The 23191-nt window shown below is 70.4% G+C and carries 18 protein-coding genes and 2 pseudogenes; 14 read left to right on the forward strand and 6 right to left on the reverse strand.

From position 1 onward, the window contains the following. Positions 1–6 precede the first annotated feature (6 nt). The 13 genes from ACWDR4_RS07310 to ACWDR4_RS07370 all read left to right on the forward strand — a co-directional run bounded on the left by ACWDR4_RS07310 (position 7) and on the right by ACWDR4_RS07370 (position 13925). Positions 7–1419: a class I adenylate-forming enzyme family protein gene (locus tag ACWDR4_RS07310; protein WP_450404979.1), complete on the forward strand. Its 1413-nt coding sequence runs from the start codon at positions 7–9 to the stop codon at positions 1417–1419. Positions 1420–1528: 109 nt separating this feature from the next. Then, entirely contained in the window at positions 1529–1804 is a 276-nt protein-coding gene (locus ACWDR4_RS07315; protein ID WP_450404981.1) for an acyl carrier protein, read from the forward strand. Beyond that, entirely contained in the window at positions 1801–2085 is a 285-nt protein-coding gene (locus tag ACWDR4_RS07320; protein ID WP_450404983.1) for an acyl carrier protein, read from the forward strand. The genes ACWDR4_RS07315 and ACWDR4_RS07320 overlap by 4 nt, the downstream gene beginning before the upstream one ends. Next, positions 2075–3292, forward strand: coding sequence for a beta-ketoacyl-[acyl-carrier-protein] synthase family protein (locus tag ACWDR4_RS07325; protein WP_450404984.1), 1218 nt, complete (start codon positions 2075–2077; stop codon positions 3290–3292). The genes ACWDR4_RS07320 and ACWDR4_RS07325 overlap by 11 nt, the downstream gene beginning before the upstream one ends. Further along, positions 3289–4023, forward strand: a complete 735-nt coding sequence (locus ACWDR4_RS07330) for a hypothetical protein (protein WP_450404986.1) — start codon at positions 3289–3291, stop codon at positions 4021–4023. The genes ACWDR4_RS07325 and ACWDR4_RS07330 overlap by 4 nt, the downstream gene beginning before the upstream one ends. Then, on the forward strand, positions 4010–5734 hold the full coding sequence (locus tag ACWDR4_RS07335; RefSeq protein ID WP_450404988.1) for a class I adenylate-forming enzyme family protein: 1725 nt from the start codon (positions 4010–4012) through the stop codon (positions 5732–5734). The genes ACWDR4_RS07330 and ACWDR4_RS07335 overlap by 14 nt, the downstream gene beginning before the upstream one ends. Further along, positions 5731–6315, forward strand: a complete 585-nt coding sequence (locus ACWDR4_RS07340) for a hypothetical protein (protein WP_450404990.1) — start codon at positions 5731–5733, stop codon at positions 6313–6315. The genes ACWDR4_RS07335 and ACWDR4_RS07340 overlap by 4 nt, the downstream gene beginning before the upstream one ends. A gap of 5 nt (positions 6316–6320) precedes the next feature. Then, positions 6321–7250 (forward strand): NAD-dependent epimerase/dehydratase family protein, encoded by a 930-nt coding sequence (locus ACWDR4_RS07345; protein ID WP_450404993.1) that lies wholly within the window; start codon positions 6321–6323, stop codon positions 7248–7250. Further along, complete coding sequence (locus ACWDR4_RS07350) at positions 7247–9226, forward strand: FAD/NAD(P)-binding protein (protein WP_450404995.1); 1980 nt, start codon at positions 7247–7249, stop codon at positions 9224–9226. Before ACWDR4_RS07345 ends, ACWDR4_RS07350 begins: the two co-directional genes overlap by 4 nt. A 4-nt stretch (positions 9227–9230) precedes the next feature. Continuing rightward, on the forward strand, positions 9231–10691 hold the full coding sequence (locus tag ACWDR4_RS07355; protein WP_450404997.1) for a class-II fumarase/aspartase family protein: 1461 nt from the start codon (positions 9231–9233) through the stop codon (positions 10689–10691). Further along, positions 10688–12307 carry an MFS transporter gene (locus ACWDR4_RS07360; RefSeq protein WP_450405000.1) on the forward strand — a complete coding sequence of 540 codons (1620 nt, stop codon included), beginning with the start codon at positions 10688–10690 and terminating at the stop codon, positions 12305–12307. The genes ACWDR4_RS07355 and ACWDR4_RS07360 overlap by 4 nt, the downstream gene beginning before the upstream one ends. A gap of 98 nt (positions 12308–12405) precedes the next feature. Continuing rightward, positions 12406–13128, forward strand: a complete 723-nt coding sequence (gene fabG / locus ACWDR4_RS07365) for a 3-oxoacyl-ACP reductase FabG (RefSeq protein ID WP_450405181.1) — start codon at positions 12406–12408, stop codon at positions 13126–13128. A gap of 335 nt (positions 13129–13463) precedes the next feature. Beyond that, positions 13464–13925, forward strand: coding sequence for a prevent-host-death family protein (locus ACWDR4_RS07370; RefSeq protein WP_450405003.1), 462 nt, complete (start codon positions 13464–13466; stop codon positions 13923–13925). Positions 13926–14113: 188 nt separating this feature from the next. Here ACWDR4_RS07370 and ACWDR4_RS07375 read toward each other — a convergent pair. From ACWDR4_RS07375 to ACWDR4_RS07390, 4 genes and pseudogenes are all read right to left on the reverse strand, one after another. Beyond that, positions 14114–14515: pseudogene (locus ACWDR4_RS07375) on the reverse strand (DUF6879 family protein); the annotation flags it as partial. Next, positions 14496–14714, reverse strand: coding sequence for a hypothetical protein (locus ACWDR4_RS07380; RefSeq protein ID WP_450405006.1), 219 nt, complete (start codon positions 14712–14714; stop codon positions 14496–14498). The gene ACWDR4_RS07380 and the pseudogene ACWDR4_RS07375, both read right to left, overlap by 20 nt. Positions 14715–15147: 433 nt before the next feature. Next, positions 15148–16518 (reverse strand): annotated as a pseudogene (locus tag ACWDR4_RS07385) (IS1380 family transposase); the annotation flags it as partial. A gap of 563 nt (positions 16519–17081) precedes the next feature. Then, complete coding sequence (locus ACWDR4_RS07390; RefSeq protein WP_327116878.1) at positions 17082–17636, reverse strand: TetR/AcrR family transcriptional regulator; 555 nt, start codon at positions 17634–17636, stop codon at positions 17082–17084. Positions 17637–17737: 101 nt separating this feature from the next. Between ACWDR4_RS07390 and ACWDR4_RS07395 the strand changes: the two genes are divergently transcribed. Next, positions 17738–19171, forward strand: a complete 1434-nt coding sequence (locus ACWDR4_RS07395; protein ID WP_450405009.1) for an aldehyde dehydrogenase — start codon at positions 17738–17740, stop codon at positions 19169–19171. A 443-nt stretch (positions 19172–19614) separates the two neighbouring features. Here the strand turns inward: ACWDR4_RS07395 and ACWDR4_RS07400 are convergent, their stop codons facing one another. Beyond that, positions 19615–20145, reverse strand: a complete 531-nt coding sequence (locus tag ACWDR4_RS07400) for a DUF6879 family protein (protein ID WP_450405012.1) — start codon at positions 20143–20145, stop codon at positions 19615–19617. Positions 20146–20211: 66 nt separating this feature from the next. Beyond that, positions 20212–23184 (reverse strand): hypothetical protein, encoded by a 2973-nt coding sequence (locus ACWDR4_RS07405; protein ID WP_450405015.1) that lies wholly within the window; start codon positions 23182–23184, stop codon positions 20212–20214. Positions 23185–23191 lie beyond the last annotated feature (7 nt).

A 23191-nucleotide genomic window follows, 5' to 3' on the forward strand; every position in this document is an offset into this window, starting at 1 on the left:
GGTTCGATGGGCGAACTCGAAGACCTCGAAGACGGTGACTCGGGATCGGACCTGACCGATCTCGTGCGGCGGCTGTTCGACGCGCACGACGACCGGCTGCCTTATCTGACGCATCAACAGGAGACGGTCACCCGGGGCGAGTTACGGGAACGGGTGACCAAGCAGGCCGCCGTCTTCGCCGGGTACGGCATCGGGCCCGGCTCCACCGTGGGGCTGCGGACTCCGCCCAGTTTCACGCAGATCGAGGTGCTGCTCGCGCTGTGGCGGCTCGGCGCGCAGGTGCTGCTCTTCGACTTCCGGCTCAAGCCGCCCGAGGTGGCCGCGCTGTGCGGCTCCTGCCGGCCACAGTTCATGGTCAGTGCCGGGTCCAACGTCCGGGCCACGTTCGGTTTCCGGTCCGAGTACGAGGTGCTCACCGAGCGGCGCCGCACCGGTCTCCCGGCCACCACCGGGCACCGGCTCGTCCAGTTCAGCTCGGGCTCCACCGGGCGGCCGAAAGTCATCGGCAGGACGGCCCGTTCGCTCGCCACCGAGGTGGACCGGTTCGCCGGGGTCCCGGGCATGCCGGTCAAGGGCGACCGGCTGCTGCTGCTCAGTTCGACCGCGCACAGCTTCGGTCTGATCGGCGGCCTGCTCTACTCGCTCGCCGCCGGTGTCTCCGTCGTCTTCGCGCCCCGCGTCTCCGCCCGCGACATGCTGCGGACCGCACGCGAACACCGGATCACCGCCGTGTTCGGCGTCCCCACGCACTACGAACTCCTCGCCGCCGCCACCGATCCCGGCACCCTGCCCGACCTGCGGGTCGCGGTGTCGGGCGGCGAGATCATGCCCCCGCAGGTCGCGGCGGGGTTCGCGCAGCGGTACGGCGTGGGGGTGGGTGAGGCGTACGGGACCACGGAGACCGGCATCGTCGCCATCGACGTCGGCGGCACGCTGCGGCCCTCGGTCGGCCGGGCGGCGCCCGGTGTCGTGGTCCGCGTCGAACGGGGCGAACTCGACGTCGCCCTCGACGAGTCGCCGTACCTCTTCGACTCGGGCGGTACGCAGTACGCCGACGGCTGGCTGCACACCCGGGACCGGGCCGAACTGGACGCCACCGGTGCGGTGTTGGTACGGGGGCGGGCCGACTCCCTTGTCGTCATCGGCGGGCTCAAGGTGGATCTGACCGAGGTGGAGAACGTGCTTCGCGAGCATCCTGCCGTTGAGCAGGCGGTGTTGGTCCACGAGGACGTGACCGAGGCGTATGTCGCGGTGCGGGCGGGGGTGGAGCGGCCTTCCGCCGAGGAGTTGGTGCGGTGGTGTCGGGAGCGGGTGGCTGACTACAAGGTGCCTCGGGTTGTGCGGGTGTTGGATGCGTTGCCTCGTACGTCCAACGGGAAGTTGGTTCGGCTGGCCGCGACTTTGCGTTCCGCCGGGTAGGGCGCTTCCGCAGGTTGTCGGTTGTCTGCGGGGCCGTTGTGGCTTGTCGCGCAGTTCCCCGCGCCCCTATCGGGGGCGCTTTACTCCCCCTTCTCTGGAGAACTTGACCATGAGCACGTCTACCCTCGAAGACGAGATCCGCGAGTTTGTTCTGAGCGCGGTCGTCGACGACATGAACATTCTGATGAGCCGTGACGGCATCACGGACGACAGTCCGGTGACCGTCGGTGGGCTGGATGTCGACTCGCTGAGCCTGATCGAACTCACGCTGCGGCTGGAGTCGCGGTTCGGCGTCGAGATCCCGGACACCGACATCGAACCCCTGGCCACCCTGACCCTCGGCGGGCTCGTCACCGAGGTCGTCCGCCGCGGTGCGAAGGCATGAGTACGAGCACGGGGGCCACTGGCACCGACATCACCCTCGACTCCGTACGGGAGTTGCTGTCCGACCGCAAGGTCTTCCCGGGGCTGCCCGACGACCTCGGCGAGGACGCCGAACTCGTCCTGGACTCCCTCGGGTTGGTGTGGCTGCTCCATGTGGTGGAGGAGCGGTACGGGCTGGTCGTCGAGCCCAGCGACGAGGACATCGCCGGGCTGACCTCGCTGCGGCGGCTCACCGGGTATCTGCGGGGCGCCCAGGAAGGAGGTGTTCGGGGTGAGTCGTGAAGTGACGGTTACCGGATATGGCGTGCGGAGTGCCTTCGGCGAGGGGGCGGAAGCCTTGCGGCGCGGGGTGTTTGCGGGGGTGCCGGGGTTTCGGCCTACGACGCGGTTCGATACGGGGCCTTACCGTACGGCGTTCGCTGCCGCGGCTCCCGACGGGGCAGACGCGGTGGAGGGGTGGGCGTTGCGGCACGCGCTCCATCGGTGCGGGGGCGATGCTCTGAGCATGGCCGGGCTCGGGGCGGGTGCAGAGGCTGCGGTACTGCTTGGGGTTGCTGGGGATCATCGGAGTGTTACCCGGCATTGGCGGGAAGGTGATGGGTCGTATGACGGGCGCGGGTCCGTTGTGGCTGGTCGCGCAGTTCCCCGCGCCCCTGTCGGGGCGCGTCTCGCTGACGCCGTGCCTGCTCGGCTCGCCGAGTTACTGGCCGAGGGGCTCGGTCTCGTCGGGCCCCGACTCGCCTTCACCAATGCCTGTGTTGCGTCTGCCGCCGCGATTATTCATGGGTGTCGGCTGATCTCCTCCGGGCGGATCGATGTCGCCGTCTGTGCGGGTGGGTATCTGGTCGAGGAGGAGACCTTCGGGAAGTTCGACTCGGGGCGGGCCTTGTCGCGGGACGGGATGGTGCGTCCGTTCAGTGCCGATCGGAGTGGGCTGTTGCTCGGCGACGGGGTCGCGGCCGTCGTGCTGGAGTCCGCCGAGCACGCCCGGCGGCGCGGGGCCCGGCCGCTCGTGTCCGTCGTCGGATGGGGCGCCGCCACCGACGCCCACCACATCGCCCAGCCCCACCCGGAAGGCGCCGGTCTCGCGCGCGCCGCGCGGCAGGCGTTGCGGCTGGCCGGGGACCCGGACGGGGCGTCCCTCGACTACGTCAACGCCCATGGCACCGGCACCAAGTACAACGACGGCGCCGAGACACGGGGTCTGCGCGCCGCCTTCGGGAAACGCGCCGAGTCGATACCGGTCAGCTCGACCAAGAGCACCACCGGCCACCTCCTGGAAGCCGCGGGCGTCGTGGAGTTCGTCATTACGGTGCTGACGCTGCTGGACGGCGTGCTCCCGCCGACCGCCGGATACGGCACCCCCGACCCCGAGTGCGACCTCGACTACGTACCGAACAGCCCTCGCCCCGCCGACCCGAGCCGCGCCCTCACCATCAACGCCGCCTTCGGGGGCGCCAACACCGCACTCGTCCTGGAGCGGCCATGACGACCACGACGGACTCCGCAGTCCTGCCCGCCTCCCCCTCCCTTTCCGTCCTCGCCGCCGCCACCGCGACCCACGACACCGGCCGGGACGGCGACATCGCGCTGCCGAAGCTGCCGGGCTTCGTGGAGTCGGCGTTCAGTCCGCTGGCGTACGAGGTCGCCGCGAGGTGTCTGACCGAGCGGCCCGGGGACGGGGACCGTACCGCCGTCGCGCTGGTCAGTCTGGCGGGTGACACCACCACCGCGGATCTGGCCAGCTCGCGCATGGTGTCCGGGCGGGTCCACAACCCGCTGCTGTTCATGCAGGCCACCGCCAACTCCGTGCTGGGGCACATGAGTCGGGAGTTCGGGATCACCGGCCAGATGTTCAGCCTCTCCACCCTCGCCGACCCGCTGACCGAACTCCTCGCCATGGCCGACCTGTTGCTGGAGGACCCGGAGCTGGAACGGGTCCTGGTGGTGGGTGTGGAGCTGGGGGGTGGTGAACGCGTGGCCGCCGTGCGTCGTGAACTGGCCGCCGAGTACAGCGCGCGTCCGGTGCCGGCCCTCCCCGCCTCCGCGGGCCTGGCGGCGGCAGTGCTGCTCGGGCGTCCCGGAGACGGCGGGGCGTCGCAGGTTCCGGTCCGGCCCACCAAAGCGACGACCAATCAACTCGGCAGCATCCAGACCCTGTTCGAGCTGGCCGCCACCCACACCGAGACAAGAGAGACCCATACCCATGCTCATCAGTAGGCAGGAGCGGGCCCGGATCTGCTCCGACACCGAACTGGGCGCCGGCAATGTGCTGGCACGGCTGGCTGCGTACGACCGGCCGCGCGACGAGGTCGTTCTGCGGATGGACGGCAACTGGCAGGCCCCCGACGGGAGTCGTCCCACTCAGCTCACCCTCGGGGAGCTGTGCGAGGTCGTCGAGACCTACGCGGGCTGGTACGCCGCCCAGGGTGTCCGCCCCCGCGACCCCGTCGCCCTGCACTCCTACTCCAGCGCCGAGTTCGCGGTGAACTTCCTGGCGCTGACGTCCCTCGGCGCGATCCCGTCCTTCGTCAACGGGAACCTGCCGCCCGACACCGCGCGGGAGTACATACGACGGCAGGGCGCCGTGGGTGCCTTCACCGACCGGGAGCATCACGACGTGCTGGCGTCGGTATCCGGATCGGCCTCGGACCTGCGCTTCTGCGCGACCGCCGCCGACATCCGCCCCGAGCACCGCGCCTCGCTCCCGCCCGCCCCCTCCTACCCGTACCGGCACGACCCCACCGACCCCGTGCTCATCTCGCACTCGTCCGGAACCACCGGTATGCCCAAGGGAGTTCCGCACACCCACCGGACACTGATGTACGCGCAGCTGCACCGGCTGCGCTACTCCACCGGCACCGACATGGAACGCACCCTGGTCGGGCTGCCCGGCGCCCACAACGCGATGGTGGCGACGCTGCTGTACTGCCTGCTTCTGCGCACCGACATCAGACTCCTCTCCAGCCAGCGCGGCACCGAAGTCCTGGACGCCATCGAGGAGTTCAGGCCCACCACCGTGCTGGCCTTCGCCGGGACCTTCGGTGAGATGGCCGCCACCGAGGATCTCGCGAACCGCGATCTGTCCAGCGTGCAGGTGTGGTTCAACACCGGGGACGCTGCGCACGAGGCGCACATCCGGGCCCTCGTGCGGCACGGCAGCCACCAGACCATCGGCAAGGACCTGCGGCGGGTACGGGTCGACGGCTCGGTCTTCGTCGACGGACTCGGCTCCTCCGAGGCCGGCTACTCCGTCTTCCACAACCGGCACACCAAGGACACCTCGGCCTACTCGCGCTGCGTCGGCAGGCCGATCAGTTTCGCGGAGGCCGCCGTACTCGCCGAGGACGGCACCCCGCTGCCGCCCGGCGAGATCGGCCGCCTCGGCCTCAAGTCCCCCACGCTCACGCCCGGTTACTGGAACGACTCGCTGACCTGGAACCGTATGCGCCTCGGCGGCTACTGGCTCACCGGCGACCTCGCCCAGCAGGACGAGGACGGCAACTTCTACCACCTCGACCGTGCCCCGGACGCCATCCGCACCCGCGCCGGCGTCGTCTTCAGCACCCGTACCGAAGAACTCCTGCTCGCCGAACTGCCCGAGCTGGCCGACTGCACGGTCGTCGGGGTCGCCGAGGACGGCGTACGCGCTGACTGGGACGGCGACGGGGTCGCGGACGCGTACGCGCTGCTCCAGCTCGCGGACGAGAACAGCGCCGAAGTCGGTGATGGGGACGAGGAGTTGACCCTCCGCGTGAACACGGCTCTCAAGACCGCGGGCTTCCCCCCGATGACCCGCGCCCTGCGCATGAAGCCCGACGACGTCGCCAAGGGCGCCACCGGCAAGGTCCTCAAGCGGGTCATGCGCGACCGTTTTGCCGCCTCCGCTGCCGCCTCCTCTGCCTCCGCCTCTTCCGAGGAGCGCCGATGAGTACGGGCACCGAAGGCGTCAACTACCGTGCCCGGGCCGGTGAGGCGTACCGGTTGTGGTGGCAGCACGACGCCAACTGGTATCAGGCGGTGGCGAGTCGGTTCGGGCAGGACGCCGCGAACGAGCTGAACGCCGAGGCGTTGCGCAAGGTCGCGACGCACGTCGGACAGCGCGTCGGCCGTCTCTCCGGTCCGCTCCCCGACACCGGTGACACCCGCAAGGACCTGGAGGAACTGCGCCGCCGGTACGACGACTGCGGCGACCGGATGTTCCCGCCCGAACTGCGCAACGCCTCCACGGAAGTCGAGGAGGACGACGGCGAGAACGACGGGTTGATCGTCCTCACGCTGCGCCGGAACTTCGCCATCACCATGGTGCGGATGGCAGGTTCGCTCGACGGCTACCGCTGCCCGTGCACCGACATCCACGCAGGCTGGTCCGAGGGACTCGGCGTCACCCTGACCGAGAACCGCGCCGAGACCTGTCTGCGCGACGGCGACAAGGCGTGCCGCCTGCTGATGCGCGTACGCACCCCCCTCGCTCACGCCATTCACGCTACTCACGACAGTACGGAGGACTGAGCACCGTGCGGATACTTGTCGCCGGAGCGACTGGTGTGGTCGGACATCCGCTGGTGGGCGCGCTACGGGCGCGGGGCCACCAAGTGAGCGCGCTGGTACGGGAGGAGTCCCGAACCCGGGCTCCGGAGGCGGACTCGGTCGTGGTCGCCGACGCCCTCGACCGTGCCGCGCTGCTGGCCGCCGTGTCGGACGTACGCCCTGACGTGGTCGTCCATCAGCTGTCGGCGCTGCGGCTGTTGCGCGACGACCCGCCGGAAGCCTTCGCGCGGACCGCCCGGTTACGCACCGAGGGCACCGCCAACCTGGTCGCGGCGGCCCGCGCGGCCGGTGCCCGGCGGCTGGTCGCGCAGAGCATCGCCTTCGCCGCCGCACCGACCGGGGACGCGGTCGTCGACGAGAGCGCACCGCTGTACGTGGACGCCCCGGACCCGGGCTGGGCGGCCACCGTACGGGCGGTCGCCGACCTGGAGTCACAAGTGCTGGACAGTGAAGTGGAGTTGAACGGGCTCGTGCTGCGGTACGGGACGCTGTACGGACCCGGCACCGCGTACGCCCGTACCGGCGGCGGAACGGCACAGCGGGTGCTGGCGGGGAAGTTGCCGCTGCCCGAGGGCGGGGCCGGGATCACCTCGTTCCTGCATGTGGAGGATGCCGTGGGGGCGGCGGTGGCGGCCGTGGAGTCGGAGGCCACCGGCGCCTTCCACATCACGGACGACGAACCGGCCCCGGCAGCACAGTGGTTGCCCCACTTCGCCGACGCGCTGGGCGCCCCTGCCCCTCGTACGGTTCCGGTGACGATGGCACCCCGGCTGCTCGGCTGGTTCATGGCCCACCAGCTGAGCACGGCGGCCGGTGCGTCAAATGCCCGGGCGCGTACGGAACTTGGCTGGAAGCCGCTGCGGCCGAGCTGGCGCGACGGGCTGGGCCAGGAATGACCGAACCCGCGCCCAGCCCGGGCAGCGGCGGTGACGCCGTCGTCGTGTGTGTGATCGGCGCCGGTCCGCGCGGGCTCTCGGTCCTGGAGCGGCTCTGCGCCAACGCGGGCCAGGCCGGCCGCCCGGTCGTGGTCCATCTCGTCGACCCGTACCCGCCGGGGCCGGGCGCGGTGTGGCGCACCGACCAGCCGCCCGAACTGCTGATGAACACGGTCGCCTCCCAGGTCACCCTGTTCACCGACGACAGCGTGCCGTGCGCGGGCCCGTCGATACCGGGCCCGAGCCTGTACGAGTGGGCGCGTGCCCTGGGACCCGGGTCGTACCCTGCCCGGGTCCTGGCGGAGGCGCGGCGGCTCGGGCCGGACACCTACCCGACGCGCGCCTTCCACGGCCACTACCTGGAGTGGGTCTTCCGGCACGTCCTGCGCACCGCCCCCGACCTGGTCACGGTCCACACGCACCGCTCGACCGCCGTCGCACTGGCCGACACCCCGGACGGGAGCCAGACGGTGACCCTGTCGGACGGCGACCGGCTGGCCGGGATGGACGCGGTCGTACTGGCCCTGGGGCATGGGCAGTTGGCCCCGGACCGGGAGGAACGCGAGCTGCGCTCCTTCGCCGCCAGGCACGCCGGGCGCTCCGGCTTGGCCTACGTCGGCCCCGCCAACCCGGCCAACGCCGATCTGAGCGGCATCCAGCCGGGCACCCCGGTCGCCCTGCGCGGACTCGGCCTGAACTTCTTCGACCAGCTGGCGCTGCTCACCGAAGGCCGGGGCGGCACCTTCAAGCAGGGTGACCGGGGTGCGGGCCTCGTCTACATCCCGAGCGGCAACGAGCCTGTGCTGTACGCCGGTTCGCGGCGCGGGGTGCCGTACCACGCGCGCGGCGAGAACGAGAAGGGCGCGCTCGGCCGCCACCACCCGCGCTTCCTGACCCCCGAGGTCATCGCCGGGCTGCGGCGGCGCCCGGTCGGCTTCCGGGCGGACATCTGGCCGCTGATCGACCGCGAGGTACGGACCGTCTACTACGAGGCGTGGATCCGGGCCGCCCAAGGACCGTGGGCGGCAGCGGAGTTCGTACGGTCCTGCTTCGCGGGGCGCGATCCGGAGCCGGTCCTCCTCGACCGGTACGAGGTACCGCCGGACGAGCGCTGGGACTGGCGGCGCGTTGAACGCCCCTACGGCGATCGGCATTTCGCCTCCCGCGCCGACTTCCGGCACTGGCTGCTGGGGTATCTGCGCCGGGATGTCACCGCCGCCCGTCTCGGCAATGTGAACGGCCCGCTGAAGGCGGCGCTGGACGCGCTGCGGGATCTGCGCAACGAGGTCCGGCTGGTCGTCGATCACGGCGGGGTCTCCGGGGAGTCGTACCGGGCCGAACTGGACGGCTGGTACACGCCGTTGAACGCGTTCACGTCGATCGGCCCGCCCGCGTTCCGGATCGAGCAGCTGATCGCGCTGATCGAGGCGGAGGTGGTGCAGGTGGTGGGACCGGGGATGCGGGTGCGGACACGGCCCTCGGAGCGGGAGAGCGGTCTCGGCACGGCCGGTTTTCTCGTGGACGCGGAGGGGGTGTCCGGGCCGCCGGTGCTCGTGAGCACGCTCGTCGAGGCTCGGCTGCCCGACATCGACCTGCGGCGCAGCGCCAACCCGCTGCTGCGGGGGCTGCTGGCGCGGGGCGGGTGCGTTCCGTACCGGCCGGGCGGCCATGAGACGGGCGGGATGGCGGTGACCGACGGCGCGCCCCGGCTGCTGGACGCGTCGGGGCGTCCGCATCCGCGCCGGTTCGCCTTCGGGGTGCCGACGGAGGGGGTGCGCTGGGTGACGGCGGTCGGCATCAGACCTGGCGTGGGCTCGGTGACGCTGGAGGACTCGGACGCGATCGCGCGGGCGGTGCTGGGGCTGGAGGGACCACAAGTGCCGGTGCGTGGAGATGTGTTGATGACCGGTCAGACATCAGGCGCGGGGAGTCGATGAGCCGATGAGCATGAACGGCAGGAAGGTGCCCGTGTCCTCCGTCGGCACCGACGCGGGCCTGCTCGCCCCCACCTGGGCGGGTACGCCCGCGGCGGCCGAGGTGACCGACGAGGCGTGGCTGCAGGCCATGCTGGACGTGGAAGTGGCTCTGGCGCAGGCCCAGTTGGCGGTGGGACTGACACCGGCGGCGGCTGTGGCGGCGATCGCCTCGGAGGCCCACGCGGACCGTCTCGACCTGGTCGCCCTGGCGCACGCGGCGCGGGCCGCCGCCAATCCGGTCGTCGCGCTCGTCACCGCCTTCACCGAGGTGGTCGCGGCGAAGGACCCGGCCGCCGCCGAGTACGTACACCGGGGTTCGACCAGCCAGGACATCCTGGACTCGGCGGCGATGCTGATCGCCCGCCGCGTCCTGACCCTGATCGCCACCGACCTCGAACGCACCGCCGCCGCCCTCGCCGCACTCGCCGACACCCACCGCCACACCGTCCTGGCCGGCCGCACCCTGGCCCAGCACGCGGTACCCACCACGCTCGGTCTGAAGGCGGCGACCTGGCTCCAGCTCGTCATGGACGCCCTGACCCGGGTACGGACGGTGGCGTCCGTTCTCCCGGCCCAACTGGGCGGCGCTGCGGGCACGTTGGCGGCATATCGCGAGTACGCGGTGATCGACGGCGGGACGGGCGAAGGCGGGGTGGGCGAAGGCGGGGTGGAACTGCTCGCCCCGTTCGCGGAGGCGCTCGGACTGGCCGAGCCGACGCTGCCGTGGCACACCGTACGCACTCCGATCGCCGAACTGGGCGCGGTACTTCAGCTGGTCACCGGGGCGCTGGGCAAGTTCGCGCTGGACGTGCAGACACTGTCCCGTACGGAGATCGGCGAGGTGTCCGAACCGGCGGCGACGGGACGCGGGGCCTCGTCCGCGATGCCGCAGAAACGCAACCCGGCCCTCGCCACCCTGATCGTGTCGGCCGCCCGCCAAGTCCCGGCGTACGCGCTCGTGTTGGCCCAGTGTCTGCTGGCCGAGGACGAACGCCCCGCCGGGGCGTGGCACGCCGAGTGGCAACCGCTGCGGGAGGCGCTGCGGCTGGCGGGCGGGGCGGCGCACACCGCCGTGGAACTGGCGGAGGGTCTGAACGTCCACCCGGACCGCATGCTCGCCAACCTCCACCTGACCGGGGGCGCGATCGTCACCGAGCGGTTGGCGGTGGTGCTGGCGCCGGTGCTCGGCAAGGCTCGGGCGAAGAAGCTGCTGGCCACCGCCTCGGCCGAGGCGGCCGGCACCGGGCGCCCGCTGAGCGAGGTGCTGTCCGAACACCCGCGCCTGTCGGCCGAGTTCACCCCTGCCCAGCTCACGGAACTGCTCGACCCCGCCTGCTACACGGGCGCGGCGGACGCACTGGTCGACCGGGCGCTCCATGCGTACGGGAAGTACGGGAAGTACAGGGACAACGGAGAGGCGCGATGAGCGAAGTGAGCGGCAGCGCTACGGGAGAGGTCCCCCAGCCGTCCCAGTCATCATCCCGGTCGTCCCAGCCATCCCGGTCCTCCTGGCCCGTCCTCCTGGTCGTGGTCTGCGCCCAGATGCTGATCTGGCTGGACACCTCGGTCCTGAACGTCGCCGTCACCACCCTGGCCGACCCGGCCGACGGACTGGGCGCGTCCTCGGCCGAGTTGGAGTGGGTGGCGAGCGCGTACACCCTCGTCTTCGCGGGCGCCCTGTTCGCGGGCGGCGCGCTGGCCGACCGTTTCGGCCCCCGGACCACGCTCCTGGCGGGCCTGGCGCTGTTCGGCGCGGCCTCGGGAGCCGGTGCCTTCGTCTCGTCGCCGGGCTGGCTGATCGTGGCGCGGGCGGTGATGGGCGCGGGCAGCGCGCTGCTCATGCCGGCGACGCTGTCGGTGATCGTGCAGAGCACCCCGGAGGAGAAACGTACGCGGGCGATCGCGATCTGGAGTTCGTCCAGCGGCCTGGGTGTGGCCGTGGGCCCGGTGGTCGGCGGGGCGCTGCTCAGCAACTTCTGGTGGGGCTCGGTGTTCCTCGTGAACGTGCCGATCGTGGCGCTGTGCATGGCCGGAGTGGCAATGGCCGTACCGGAGTTGAGGAGTCCGGGGCACCGCCGGCTGGACCTCCCCGGCCTGGCCCTCTCGGTCGCCGGCCTCGGCGGAGTCGTGTACGGAATCATCGAGTTGGGCAACGGCCGTACCTGGTACGGCCCCCACGTCCTCCTCCCCCTCCTCCTGGGCGGCGCGTTGCTGGCCGCGTTCGTCGCGGGCCAGCGCAAGTCACCGGCCCCCAGTCTGGACGTACGACTGTTCCGGCAGCCCGGGTTCGCGGCGGGCAGCGTCGTGCTGCTGATCGCGTTCATGGCGTTGGCCGGGCACCTCTTCTACGCGGCCTTCTACCTCCAGGGCCCGCGCGGCCTCTCCCCCGCCGACGCCGGGACGGTGATGATCGCCGCCGCGATCGGCATCGTCCTGGGCAGCCAGGCGTCCCCGGCGATGAGCCGCCGGCTCACGGCCCGTTGGACGGTGGCGGCGGGCGTCCTGGCCACGGCGGTCACGTACATCGCGTACGCCTGGCTGGACGGCGGCACCCCGATCTGGTTCATCGCCACGCTGCTGTGGGTGCAGGGCTTCGGGATGGGCCTGGTCGGTACGCCGGTCACAGCCGTGATGATGAGCGGGGTGCCGCCGCAGCTGGCGGGCGCGGGGTCGGCGCTCAACAGCGTCACGCGTCAGGTGGGCGGGACGCTGGGGGTGGCGATGGCCGGTTCGATCCTGTCGGGGGTGTACCGGGCGCGCATGTCGGATGCCTCCGAACTACCGGGCGTGGTAAGGGAGTTGCCCGCGCCCGCCGCCGAGCAGGCCCGCACCTCAGCGGAGGCGGCCCGCTCCCTGTCCGACTCCCTCCACCTGCCCGAACTGGCGACGACGGCCGATCGTGCCTTCCTCGACGCGATGTACGCGGCCACCCTCTCCATCGCCGCCCTGGCCCTCGTCGGCTTCGCGGTGTCGGTCGTGGGCCTGCGGACACAGCCACCGAAACCGCAGAACGCCCTCCCGTCGAAGGTGGATTCCGCGTAGCGAACGCGACCGTGGAGTAGGAACCGGAGGAGGAACAGAGGGTGGAGGAGAAGGCGGAAGAGAGGGCGGAGGAGAGGAACTTGGAGAGCGAGGCCATGATGGCGCAGGCGACGCCCCGTTCGGTCTTCGTCACCGGCGGAAACCGGGGGATCGGGCTGGCGATCGCCCGCCGTTTCGCGACGGCGGGCGACCGGGTCGCGGTGACGTACCGGGACGGGAAGCCCCCGGAGACGGAGGGATTCCTGTCCGTGCGCTGCGATGTGACGGACAGTCAGCAGGTGGACCGGGCCTTCGAGGAGGCCGAGGCGGAACACGGCCCGGTGACGGTCCTGGTCGCCAACGCGGGCACCTCGAACGACCGTCTGCTGGTCCGGATGACGGAGACGGACTTCACGTCGGTCGTCGACACCAACCTCACCGGGGCCTTCCGGGTCACTCAGCGAGCGGTGCGCGGAATGCTCCGCGAGGGCCATGGCCGTATCGTCCTGATCTCCTCGACGGCGGCCCTGCACGGCTCGGCCGGCCAGACCAACTACGCGGCGGCGAAAGCGGGGTTGATCGGTTTCGCCCGCTCCCTGACCCGCGAACTGGGCCCAAGGGACATCACCTGCAACGTCGTCTCCCCCGGCCTCACGGAAACAGACATGAGCGCCGCCCTCACCCCCGACCAGCGCCGCGACCTCCTCCGCCAGACCCCGGCGGGCCGACTCGGCCGCCCGGAGGAGATCGCGGACGCGGTGGCGTTCGTGGCGGGGGCCGGGGCCGGGTATGTGCGGGGGGCGGTGATTCCGGTGGACGGGGGTGCGGGGTTGGGGCACTGAGGGGACAGGCACGAGGTGGGCGTCGAACTCGCCGGGCGCGTCACCTGCGAATGCACGGCGTCCCCGGATGGAGAAGCACAGTTTATATAAGTGCGCTTCTCCATCCGGGGGACTTCTGGGCGGTCCTCTCGCCCGCGTCAGCCATGGCAACGGCCTCGCCCCCAGGACCCGCACCAGCCACGAGGTCGACCTCACGGCCCTCTACAGCCCCGCCTGACACACGCCCTGACATCGGCCCATGCGTTTGTGGCGGAGTCATGACACGGTCGCGACCTGCCGACCCCACCGACCACTCCCCCTTGACTTCGGAACGTATTCCGAATTACTCTTCCCCTATGTCCACTCTGACCGTTTCGTTCTCCGATCTGTCGAAGAACTCCAAGCGGGTCGCCGAAACCGTCGAACGCGCCCAGCGTGTCCACGTAACGCGCCGTGACGGCGAGGACCTGTACCTCACCACCGAGCGCCATGACCGTCAGCGCGAGGAGACCGCCGACGTCACCGCCCGGCTGTTCGCAGCCCTGATCAGCAGCGACGAGGGCGCCCGCGCGATTCTGCTTGCCCTGCCCGAGGTTTTTCCGTGGACTCGGCACCTGTCGACGGAAGAAGTTCGCGAGTTCGTCGTCGACCTCGTCGACGCGACCCACGACGCTGCAGAACTGGACGTGCACACCAACTTGCACCGAGTCATAGTCGAATGGCGCGCCACCGCCAGAATCCTCGCGGACCCCGACCTGACGGCGCAGTTGATCACCCCGCTCCCGGACGAGGACCACGGCGAGGTACCCGCTCCGTGAGCCCCAAACGCGGCGACGACGTCCCACCACCGCCGATCGGCAACGAATGGCGCCTCCGATTCGCCACGAACGACGCAGCCAAAGGCTGGGGCGACCTGTGCACCGAAGCCCCCGGTAACACCCGGCGCTGCTTCCTGAATCAGCTCCCGATTGATCTGGGTGCCGTCGGGGCGGTAGTTGAGATGAACCACGGTCGTCTCGTCGAACAGCCAGAAGTCCTGCTCGGGAAGTCCGAGATTCTCCCGCTCCGTCACATCGACTATCTGGTAGTCCTCCCCTGCCGCGACGTTCCCTGGGATCGCCCACTCGAAGAGATAGCGGCTGTACGGCGTGAGCGGTCGCCGTACGATCTTGGCCCGGGTCATCGTCCGCCCGGCCGCCGCGTGGTCCCTGATGGTCTGGTGCCAGGAAGCGTTGAAGCCGTCAGGCACGGTGGCACCGGCCAGGAAGTCGCGGAGTGTCTCGGCCTCAAAAGGCATCGTGTAGGTCTGGTGCACTTCGAGCCGGAACGCCGAGCGCTTGAAGTCGCGGAAGTACGCCTGCCACTCGTCGCCGTCCAGCAGTACGGGGCTAGAGCCACCCTCGGGCACGTGCCGCCACCTTCAGGATGTCTTCCGGAACCAGTACGACCGACTCACCGTCCGGCACCGGGTGGATCACGTCGTACCCCTGGATGGCCAGCATGCCGGGTTCCGGAGTCGCGTACACGGTCGGACAGTCGCCGTTCCCGCACTTGTCGTCGTCGGCACTCCCGCACGGCCCGCCGGCGATGATCCGTAGTTCGTCCACTGAGACCCCTCTCGGTCTGCGTCGTGAGCAAGCTACGGAACGTCCTGCCCGGGCAACAAGGGTGGCTCACCGTCCAGTCACGAAGTCGCATAGAACGGTGGGTGTGAGTCACGGAGGGAGGCCATCTGAGCAGGGACGACAGGGAGTTGGACAACTGTCGGCGCATGACCGACAACAACTGGGGCGAGGCAGAACCCCACCACGCAGGCGTGGTCAGCCCCCTGGCCGAGCGCGTAGGCCCTACGCCCTACGTTGATTCAGGCCCTAACCTCGATCTTTCGTGACGGGTCGTTGGTTCTTTCGGCGCCCGTTTCCGCTGGCGGGACTGGTTGCGGACAGGGTGATGGCCCGGCTGTCGTGTCGGGTCGGCGCCGGGTTCCACGGCTCCGGTGGGTGCATCAGGGCTCGTTGGGGTGGGTTGCTGTTGTTCAGCGGGGTTGGGGAGGGCGTCCAGTCGCTGGACCGCGGCGGTGATGATGCCGGTCCAGGGCCAGTGCCGGGTGAATCTGAGGTGCTGGCGGCGGCCGGTGGTGATCAGCTGGGCTGCGGCGGAGAACAGTCGCAGCCGCAGACGGCGGGGTTCCCAGAGGCGGGGTTTGCCGGTCAGGGCGAGCATCGGCATCCACGCGAGGAGGTCGAGTGCGAGCTGGACGATCTCCAGCCAGACCTGGTTCTGTGCGGTGTCGTGCCGGGGCAGGTTGCGCAGGCCGGTGGCACGCGCGTTGCGGATGCGGTCCTCGGCCCGGGCCCGCTGGCGGTGCCGCAGTTCGAGTGCGGCGATGGCCTGGCCCGGGGTGTTGGTCGCGAAACAGGTCAGACGCAGGCCGTCGGCGTCGGTGAACCGCAACTGGGCACCGGGATGGGGCCGTTCCTTGCGGACGATCAGCCGCATCCCCGCTGGCCAGCCCTTGAGCGGGTCACCGTCGAGTTCGGCGACCCAGGCGCCGTCACGGATCTGGCCGTCGGGTTCGACGGCCGGGGTCCAGGCCAAGGCCGGGACCTGCAGCACGGCCTGGTGAACGGCGTCGGTAACGGTCATGCCGACCGAATACGACAGCCACCTTCCCCGCTGGGCGAGCCAGCCCACGAACTCGTGCGTCCCGCCTGCTGAGTCCGTGCGGACGAGCGTGGACCGGCCCCGCCGGTGCCGCTTGGAGAGTTGGGCCAGGGCGATGCGGGTGGCGGCGATATGGTCGACGGCGGTGTTGGAGCCGGCGTTCCCGGGTCGCAGCACAGCGACCACCGGCTCCCCCGTGCCACCGCGGCCGTGGTCCACGAACCCCATCAGCGGGTGGTGGCCGTATGTCTTCTTCCACGTCGCGGCCGCGTCCTGCTTGTCGGAGTGGGCCAACACCAGTACCCCGTCCAGGTCCACGACGACCTGACCGCCCGCGTCCGGCGCGGCGGCCCCGGCCAGTTTCCAGACGCGCTCACGCACGACGGCGCGGGCCGCGCGGATCGCGGTCAGGGCCTTCGGGCCGGCCGCGGCCAGGGTGTCGATCAGCCGGGACACCGTCGGATCGGAGGCCACCGGCCCGAACACGCCGGGCTCAGCCCGCAGCATCCCCACATCGGCCAGGCCGTCTCCACCCAGCGCGACCGCCAAGGCGACATCCAGCAGGACCTTCCCCGGATCGTGTACCGCCTGCAGGCGCCGCCACGGCGCCAGCGCCGCCGATATCTCCCGGTCCAGACCAATCTTGCGAACCGTCTCCACCAGCAACACGGCCCCTGCCTGCGAGACCACCCCACGCCCGCCGCCCTCGACACGGACACGCGGATAGAACCCGACAGGCTTTCTCACGTTTTCAATCAAGCCTCGGACACCCCGTCTCGGGAAAGCCTGAGGCCAGAAACGCTCGTGAGCGCGGAAAAGGTCAACACCCCTTGCGGCGGGTTGCGGACATTCGGTCGTGGTGCGGACGCACCCGGCTCCGCTCCCCGCCCGCCGGGGATCCCGGCGGGACTGTAGATCGAACAACACGACAACATGTAATTCCCGATCATGGAAGATGCGCCGATGACCAGCAGGAACACAGCCGGGCCCGGATCGCCGGGGCGGCTGGGCCGGAGGCGGTCCAGCGGGTGGACGACCAGCTGATCGGCGAAACCTGCAAGAAGGGCCAGGCGGAGGGTCAGCAGCTCACCGGCGGGGACCGGCTGCTGCCACCGGCACCCTGTGCTTTCCCTTGTTGCGCCACGCTCGGGTCGGGTGGACCCCCCGCGGCCCACCCGACCGGCCTGCCGGGGTAGTCGGCGGCCGGCTCGGTGCCACCGGCCCGCCAGCAGCCTCCACGGGCGAGAGCAGACGCTCGGCCCCGCCCGTCTTCTCCAGTGGACGCGCAGGCGGTGTGAGGGCACGCGTGCTCACTGGGCGTGCACTAGAAGCCCGACGGCCGCGAGGATCGCGGAACGCCGAACCGGTTGCCCCGTGGCCTCGGCGCCAGGGGTCAGCGGTGTGCCGCTCAGGGACAGCGTGAGCAGGAGGTTGAGGAGCTCATCGGCCGACAGGGTGCCGGGTAGCACGCCATGCGCCTGGGCGTCGCGGATGCGCTCGATCTTGTCATGCTGCGCGGCCACCACAACGTCGGGAAGCTCCTGGTCGGGGCGCTCAAGCTGTCGCCAGGCCGCCAGACGGACGACGTCCGGGTGTTCGGCGTAGTAGTCCAGGAGACGGTCGACGTAGCCGACCAGGTCGGCCGGGTTCAGGGGGACATCCCGCACCAGATCGGTCACCAGGTCGCTGTAGACAGCGTCGAAGAGGTTGAGCTTGCTGCCGAAGTACCGGTACAGCAGAGCACCGTTCACGCCGGCTGCCCGAGTGATGCGGTCGACACGCGCGCCGGCGATGCCGTGGCGCGCGAACTCCTCCGTTGCCGCCTCCAGGATCCTGCTCTGCGTCTCCTGTGCGTTTCGCGCCACCCTGACTCCAGTGTAAGTAGGTAGTTACTTGACCAGTGTGCCACGGCGACGTACGGTCAAGTAAGTAAGAAGCTAATTACTTACTTGGGAATGGAACTGCTGTGATCACTTACGACAAGCTCTACATCGGCGGACACTGGACCGCTCCTGTCGACGGTGAGCTGCTCAAAATCTGCTCACCTCACGACCAGTCCCTCGTCGGGCTGGCGGCCCAAGCCTCTCCGGCAGACGTCGATCTGGCAGTCGCGGCAGCCCGCAAGGCATTCGACGACGGTCCGTGGCCCAGTCTGCCGCCGGCGGAGCGCAGCGCCCTCGTATCTCGGTTCAACGAACTTCACGCCGCGCGTTCGCAGGAGATCGCCGACCTGGTCACGTCCGAGAACGGCTCGTCCAGCTGGTTCACCAGCGCTTTGCAGACCTCGCTGGCCGAGCAGACCGACGCCTTCGTGCGGGCGGCATCCGGCTATGCCTGGGAGGAGCGTGTCCGCACGTCCCTGGGTTCCGAGGCGGTGGTGCGGCGTGAGCCCGTCGGCGTCGTGGCGGCGGTCATACCGTGGAACGCGCCGCACCAGTCGGCCCTGGTCAAGCTGATCCCTGCGCTGCTGGCCGGGTGCACCGTCATCCTGAAAGTCTCACCGGAAACATCCCTCGACGGCTTGCTGCTCGGCGAGCTCTTCACCGAGGCCGGCTTCCCGGAGGGCGTGGTGAGCATCCTGCCCGCCGGACGGGAAACGAGCGAGTACCTGGTGTCCCATGCCGATGTGGACAAGATCGCTTTCACCGGATCGACCGCGGCCGGCCGCCGCATCGCCGCTGTCGCCGGGGAGCAGCTCAAGCGCGTCAGCCTCGAACTGGGCGGCAAGTCCGCGTCGATCATCCTGGAGGACGCGGATGTCGCTGCCGTGGCCGAAGGCGTGAAGTACACATCGTTCGCCAACAACGGCGAGTCGTGCGTCTCTCACACGCGCATCCTTGCCCCGCGGAGCCGCTACGAGGAGATCGTCGCGGCGCTCGCGACGATGGCGGAGGGCATCAAGGTCGGTGATCCGCGCGACCCGCAGACTTTCGTCGGGCCGATGGTGCGGGCCGATCAGCGACAGCGCATCGCGGCCTACATCAGCCTCGGCCTGGAGGAGGGCGCCCGACTGGTCGCCGGAGGTCCAGGCACCCCCGAGGGTCTGGAGACAGGCCACTACGTGAGGCCGACCGTCTTCGCCGACGTGGACAACTCCATGCGGGTCGCGCAGGAGGAGATCTTCGGACCCGTTCTCGTCGTCATCCCCTACCAGGATGAGGACGACGCCGTACGGATAGCCAACGACTCCCCCTACGGCCTCAGCGGTGGAGTGTGGACCAGCAGCGAGGAACGCGGGCTGGCCGTGGCGCGGCGCATCCGCACCGGAACCTTCACTGTCAACGGGGCGCCGCTGAGCTTTGAGACCCCCTTCGGCGGGTTCAAGGCCAGTGGTCTGGGAAGGGAGTTCGGCACGGCGGGGCTGGCCCAGTACGTGGAGCAGAAGACCATCGCTCTGTGACGTCGAAGACGTCGAAGAGTGCCGTGGTCGAGGTGGCCGGAGCGCCGGGGAGCAAACCGGGACTGACCCTTCGCTGCGGTGTGAGGGGTGGGACCATTCGGCCGTTTTCGGTCCTCGCCACAGCCTTGGAGGCCGTCGCCGCGTACGAGCACGCCAGAGCCCGTCCGGGGCGGAGGACTGCCCGACCCTGAGCGCCCATCAGCAGGCATGCAAGAGCCTCGGCAGGCTCACGCCGCACCGGGGTGCCCCAGGTCGGCGAGACCACCGTGCCCCCACCGCCTGGACGCGGACAGGCGGGTACGGCCCGATACGCTTGTTCACCTGGAGAGTGCTTCTTTCCTTGCAGCGGACAGGGCCCTAGACAAGTCCCATCGTTGCAGGTCGGTAGGACTATCCACTTATTTGGCCTAGGCCCGGACAAGGCCGCTCGTGAAAGCGTGAGGCTAACGCCACTCGGACGCCTCTCCACGTAACTCCGCGAACGGCACGGAGTGGGCCAGGGCGATTCGTCGCCACTCCGAGTAGGGGCCCGTGTCACCCGAGAACACCTCTCGGTCGATCTGTGTCCCGTCCGCCCGGAAGTTGAGGTGCACGATCCGGGACTCGTCGAACATCCACCAGTCGGTCCCGGTGAGCGGAAGGCCGTAGTCGTCCTGGCTGGCGTCCAGGACGCGGATGTCCTCCCCGGCAGCGATGTTGCCGGGGATTCCCCAGGCGAACTGGTACCGCTGGTAGTCCGTCAGGGGCTGTCGTACTACCCGTACTCGTCCGATCGTGCGCCCCGATGCCAGGTAGCCGCGCACTCGCCCGTGCCACCGCGAATTGTGTTCCGCGGGCTTGGCCTCGCCCCGGAGGAAACTCGCGACGTTCTCCGCCTCCTTGGGCATCGTGTACACGGATTGGGCTTCGAACCGCCATGCGTCACGCTCGTACGCGTCGAACGTTCGCCGCCACTCGTCACCGTCCAAGAGCACGTGCAGCCTCCCTGAGAACCGCTTCCGGAATCGTCGCCGTGTCCAGTCTGGACGTTCAGCGGGCGGTCATACGACGATGCACGTCATCGCCGCCCACAGCAGAGGCGAGTGTTCGATCCCGCCCCCCGCCCGCCAGTTGTCCAACTGCTCGCGTTGCCAGCGGGACAAGCTGCTTACCGGGTCGGGGTGTTCGTGGGCCGTGTCTATCGCGGTGATCGCCTCCGACAGGGGGCGTGCGGACTTCGGGACGTCGGCCAGGTGGTGGAAGGCGAAGCTTGTGGGGAGGGTCCAGCGGGTGGCTGTGACCAGGTCGGCGCCGTTGTGGAGCATGGCCGCGGCCAGGCCGAACGGTTCCGTGAAGCGGAGGTCTCCGCCGCTCTCACAGCCGATCAGGGCGACCCTCGGTGGCGCGGGCCAGATCTGTGAGCCCGGTTCGCCGTCGGGGCGGATCGGCAGTGTGCCTAGTAGGAGGTCCTTGGCCGACAGCGGGCGGTGGGTGCGGATCGGGTCGGTCAGGCCTGTGGTGTGCGGGCCGCAGCACAGGTGGAGTGTGCCGTCCTCGCTCTGGCCGCCCGTCACCGGTGCGCCGCTCACGTGGCCGACGTAGAGGAGTCTGCGGGCCCCCTTGCGGAGCACCTCGCTCAGCCACTCCCGGTCCAGGTCCGTGCGGCGGAACGCCTCCGCCGGGGTGGCCACGGACGGTACGGCCGTGCCCGTGTCGAGGTGGTTCTGGACGAGCGTGAGCAGGTCCGGGTCCGAGCCCGGTGGGCCCAGGACCGAGCCGAGCGGCGAGTCCGCCCGGAAGCCGGGGATTCTGGGGTCCAGGACGAGGACGACTGTGTCCGAGGCGGGCGCGGAGGCCCCGGTCTGGTGGGCTGCCGTGGGCTTCCTTCTCAGTGACGTCGGTGCCGTGGTCACCACGTCCGCCAGGTCTATGAGTCGGACGTCCGTCCCTTCGTCGACCGCCAGTAGTTCCCAGGGGACCTGGGCGACCCGGGGTGACGGCTGGATCCGGATCAGGGGGCGGCCCGCACGCGCCGACACCTGGCGGATCTGTGCCGTCAGGCCCTCCGGCCACAGTGCCTCCGCCAACGACCGGGCGAGGTCGTGCTCCGTGCCGTGGTCCGACAGGGCGCCCTCCTTGAGCGCCCGGCGCATGCCCGCCTCGCCCTCGCCCGACGCCGGCAGCGCCGCCGCCAACTCCCCTACCGCGCGGTCGACTTCGTCGGCGGGGCCTTGGCCGGTGCCGAAGCCCTTCGCGCCGCCCGCCCAGGTCCAGGTCATGAACAGGTCGCCGGCGTCGGCCAGTCGGACCTGGACCACCGGGCGGCTCGTCAGGTCGTCGGTGATCCAGAAGGGGACCTCGTCGTCGTTCACGATCCGGCGGTGATAGCGGAACTCGGCCGACTCGATGTACTCCTGGAGCGCTACGCGACCGGGGCCCTGAGCCGCCATCCGTACCTTCGGCGGCGGTGCGACACGCAGGCCTGCCGAGGCGGCTGCCTCCGCCGCCACTCCCCCGAGTTCCCCGGATCCCCCCAGCGTCGTCGGGGCGTCGGCTCGCTCGTACGCCCTCTCCGCCTTCATCGCCGCGTTCGGGAAGAGCCTCGTACCGTCCTCGGCCGTCATTGACGGGTGCGGATCGGGGGCCAGGGACAGGGTCGCGCCCGCGCTGCGGTGTTCCACCAACTCGAAGAGCAGGCCCTGGTCCTGGCGGCGTACAGCCAGACGGAACGCCAACTCCATTCCCTCGTCCGCCAGTTGGAGCCACTGGGCGCGTGCGTGGGCGGTGGCGAAGTCGTAGCGGGCCGCCTGGAGGGTGAGGGCGGCGGGGAGGGCCAGGGAGAGCGCGTTGTCGATCGAACGTCTCTCGTGGTCGCCGTGGTCCGTCCGGTTCAGGTTGTCCTCAAGCGTGGTCGCGAGCATGAGGTCGACCTGTGCGCAGCGCTCGTACACCTCCCGCTCCTGGTAGACGTCACGGGCCGTCTGGGCCAGGCGCTTCATCTCCCCGATGTCGCCCCGGGCGTACGCGTGTTGGGCTCCCAGCAGCATGGTGTCCGCAGCGGCGAGCGACGCGCCGAGCTGCTCGAAGCGGGCCAGGCTCGCCGTCGTCAGGTCGCCCGCGCCGGTCATGTCGCCGCGCCGGCCCGCCAGGTAGGCGCGGGCCTGTTCGCAGGCCGCCAGGTCGCCGTGCAGCTGTTGCTGCTCGAAGTACGTGGACGCTTCCGCGAACAGCCGTTCCGCCAGGGCGTGTTCGCCACGGTCCATCGCGACCCATGCCCGGTACGCGAGCATCGACCGCTGCTCGCCGATGTCCCCCAGGGCCCGGTAGCGCTCCTCCGCGCGGGCCAGATGGTCCTCGGCCTCGTCGAACCGGCCGGTCGCGGAGCAGATCACGGCCAGGGCGGTCAACAGGCGTGGGGCTGTCTCCACTTGCGTTGCCTGGGTTGTCTCCAGGGTGGACAGCAGTGCCGTCGCATGGTCTTCCGCCGAGCCCCACTCGCCCCGGTCCATCAGCAAGAGCACCCGGTTCAGGGCCAGTTCGGACGCTCGCAGTCCCTCCGGGTCGTCGAACTCGGGCAGTCTCACCGCCGCTTCGTCCAGGCACGCCAGCGCCTCGTCCAGGCGGCCGGTTCTGCGGAACAGGTCGCAGCCGGCGATCAACGTTCTCAGCAGCATCTCCAGCCACAGTTGACGGCCGCGCGGGCCCATCGGCGCCGACGCGATGCCGTCCAGCAGGGTGCGGGAGCGTTGCACCGCGTCCTCGGCCCCGGCCAGGTCCGTGGCGGTGAGCCGGACGCTCGCGAGGTTGGACAGCAGGTGTGCCCGCAGGAAACGTACGTCGGGCGAGTCCTCGGTGGACTCCGCGAACGTGAGCAACTCGTCGTAGACGGCACATGCGGCCGTCAGGTCGCCCGCCAGCTGGTGCTCCTCGGCCAGGGCGAAAGCACTGTCGAGCGGCTCCCCGTACAGCTGCGTCACACCCGCGGTCGTGTCCTGCTCGTCCTGATCGCCCTGTGGGATCTCCTCGTTCGGCATACGTCAG

This window comes from Streptomyces sp. NPDC000878 (genome assembly GCF_053599695.1).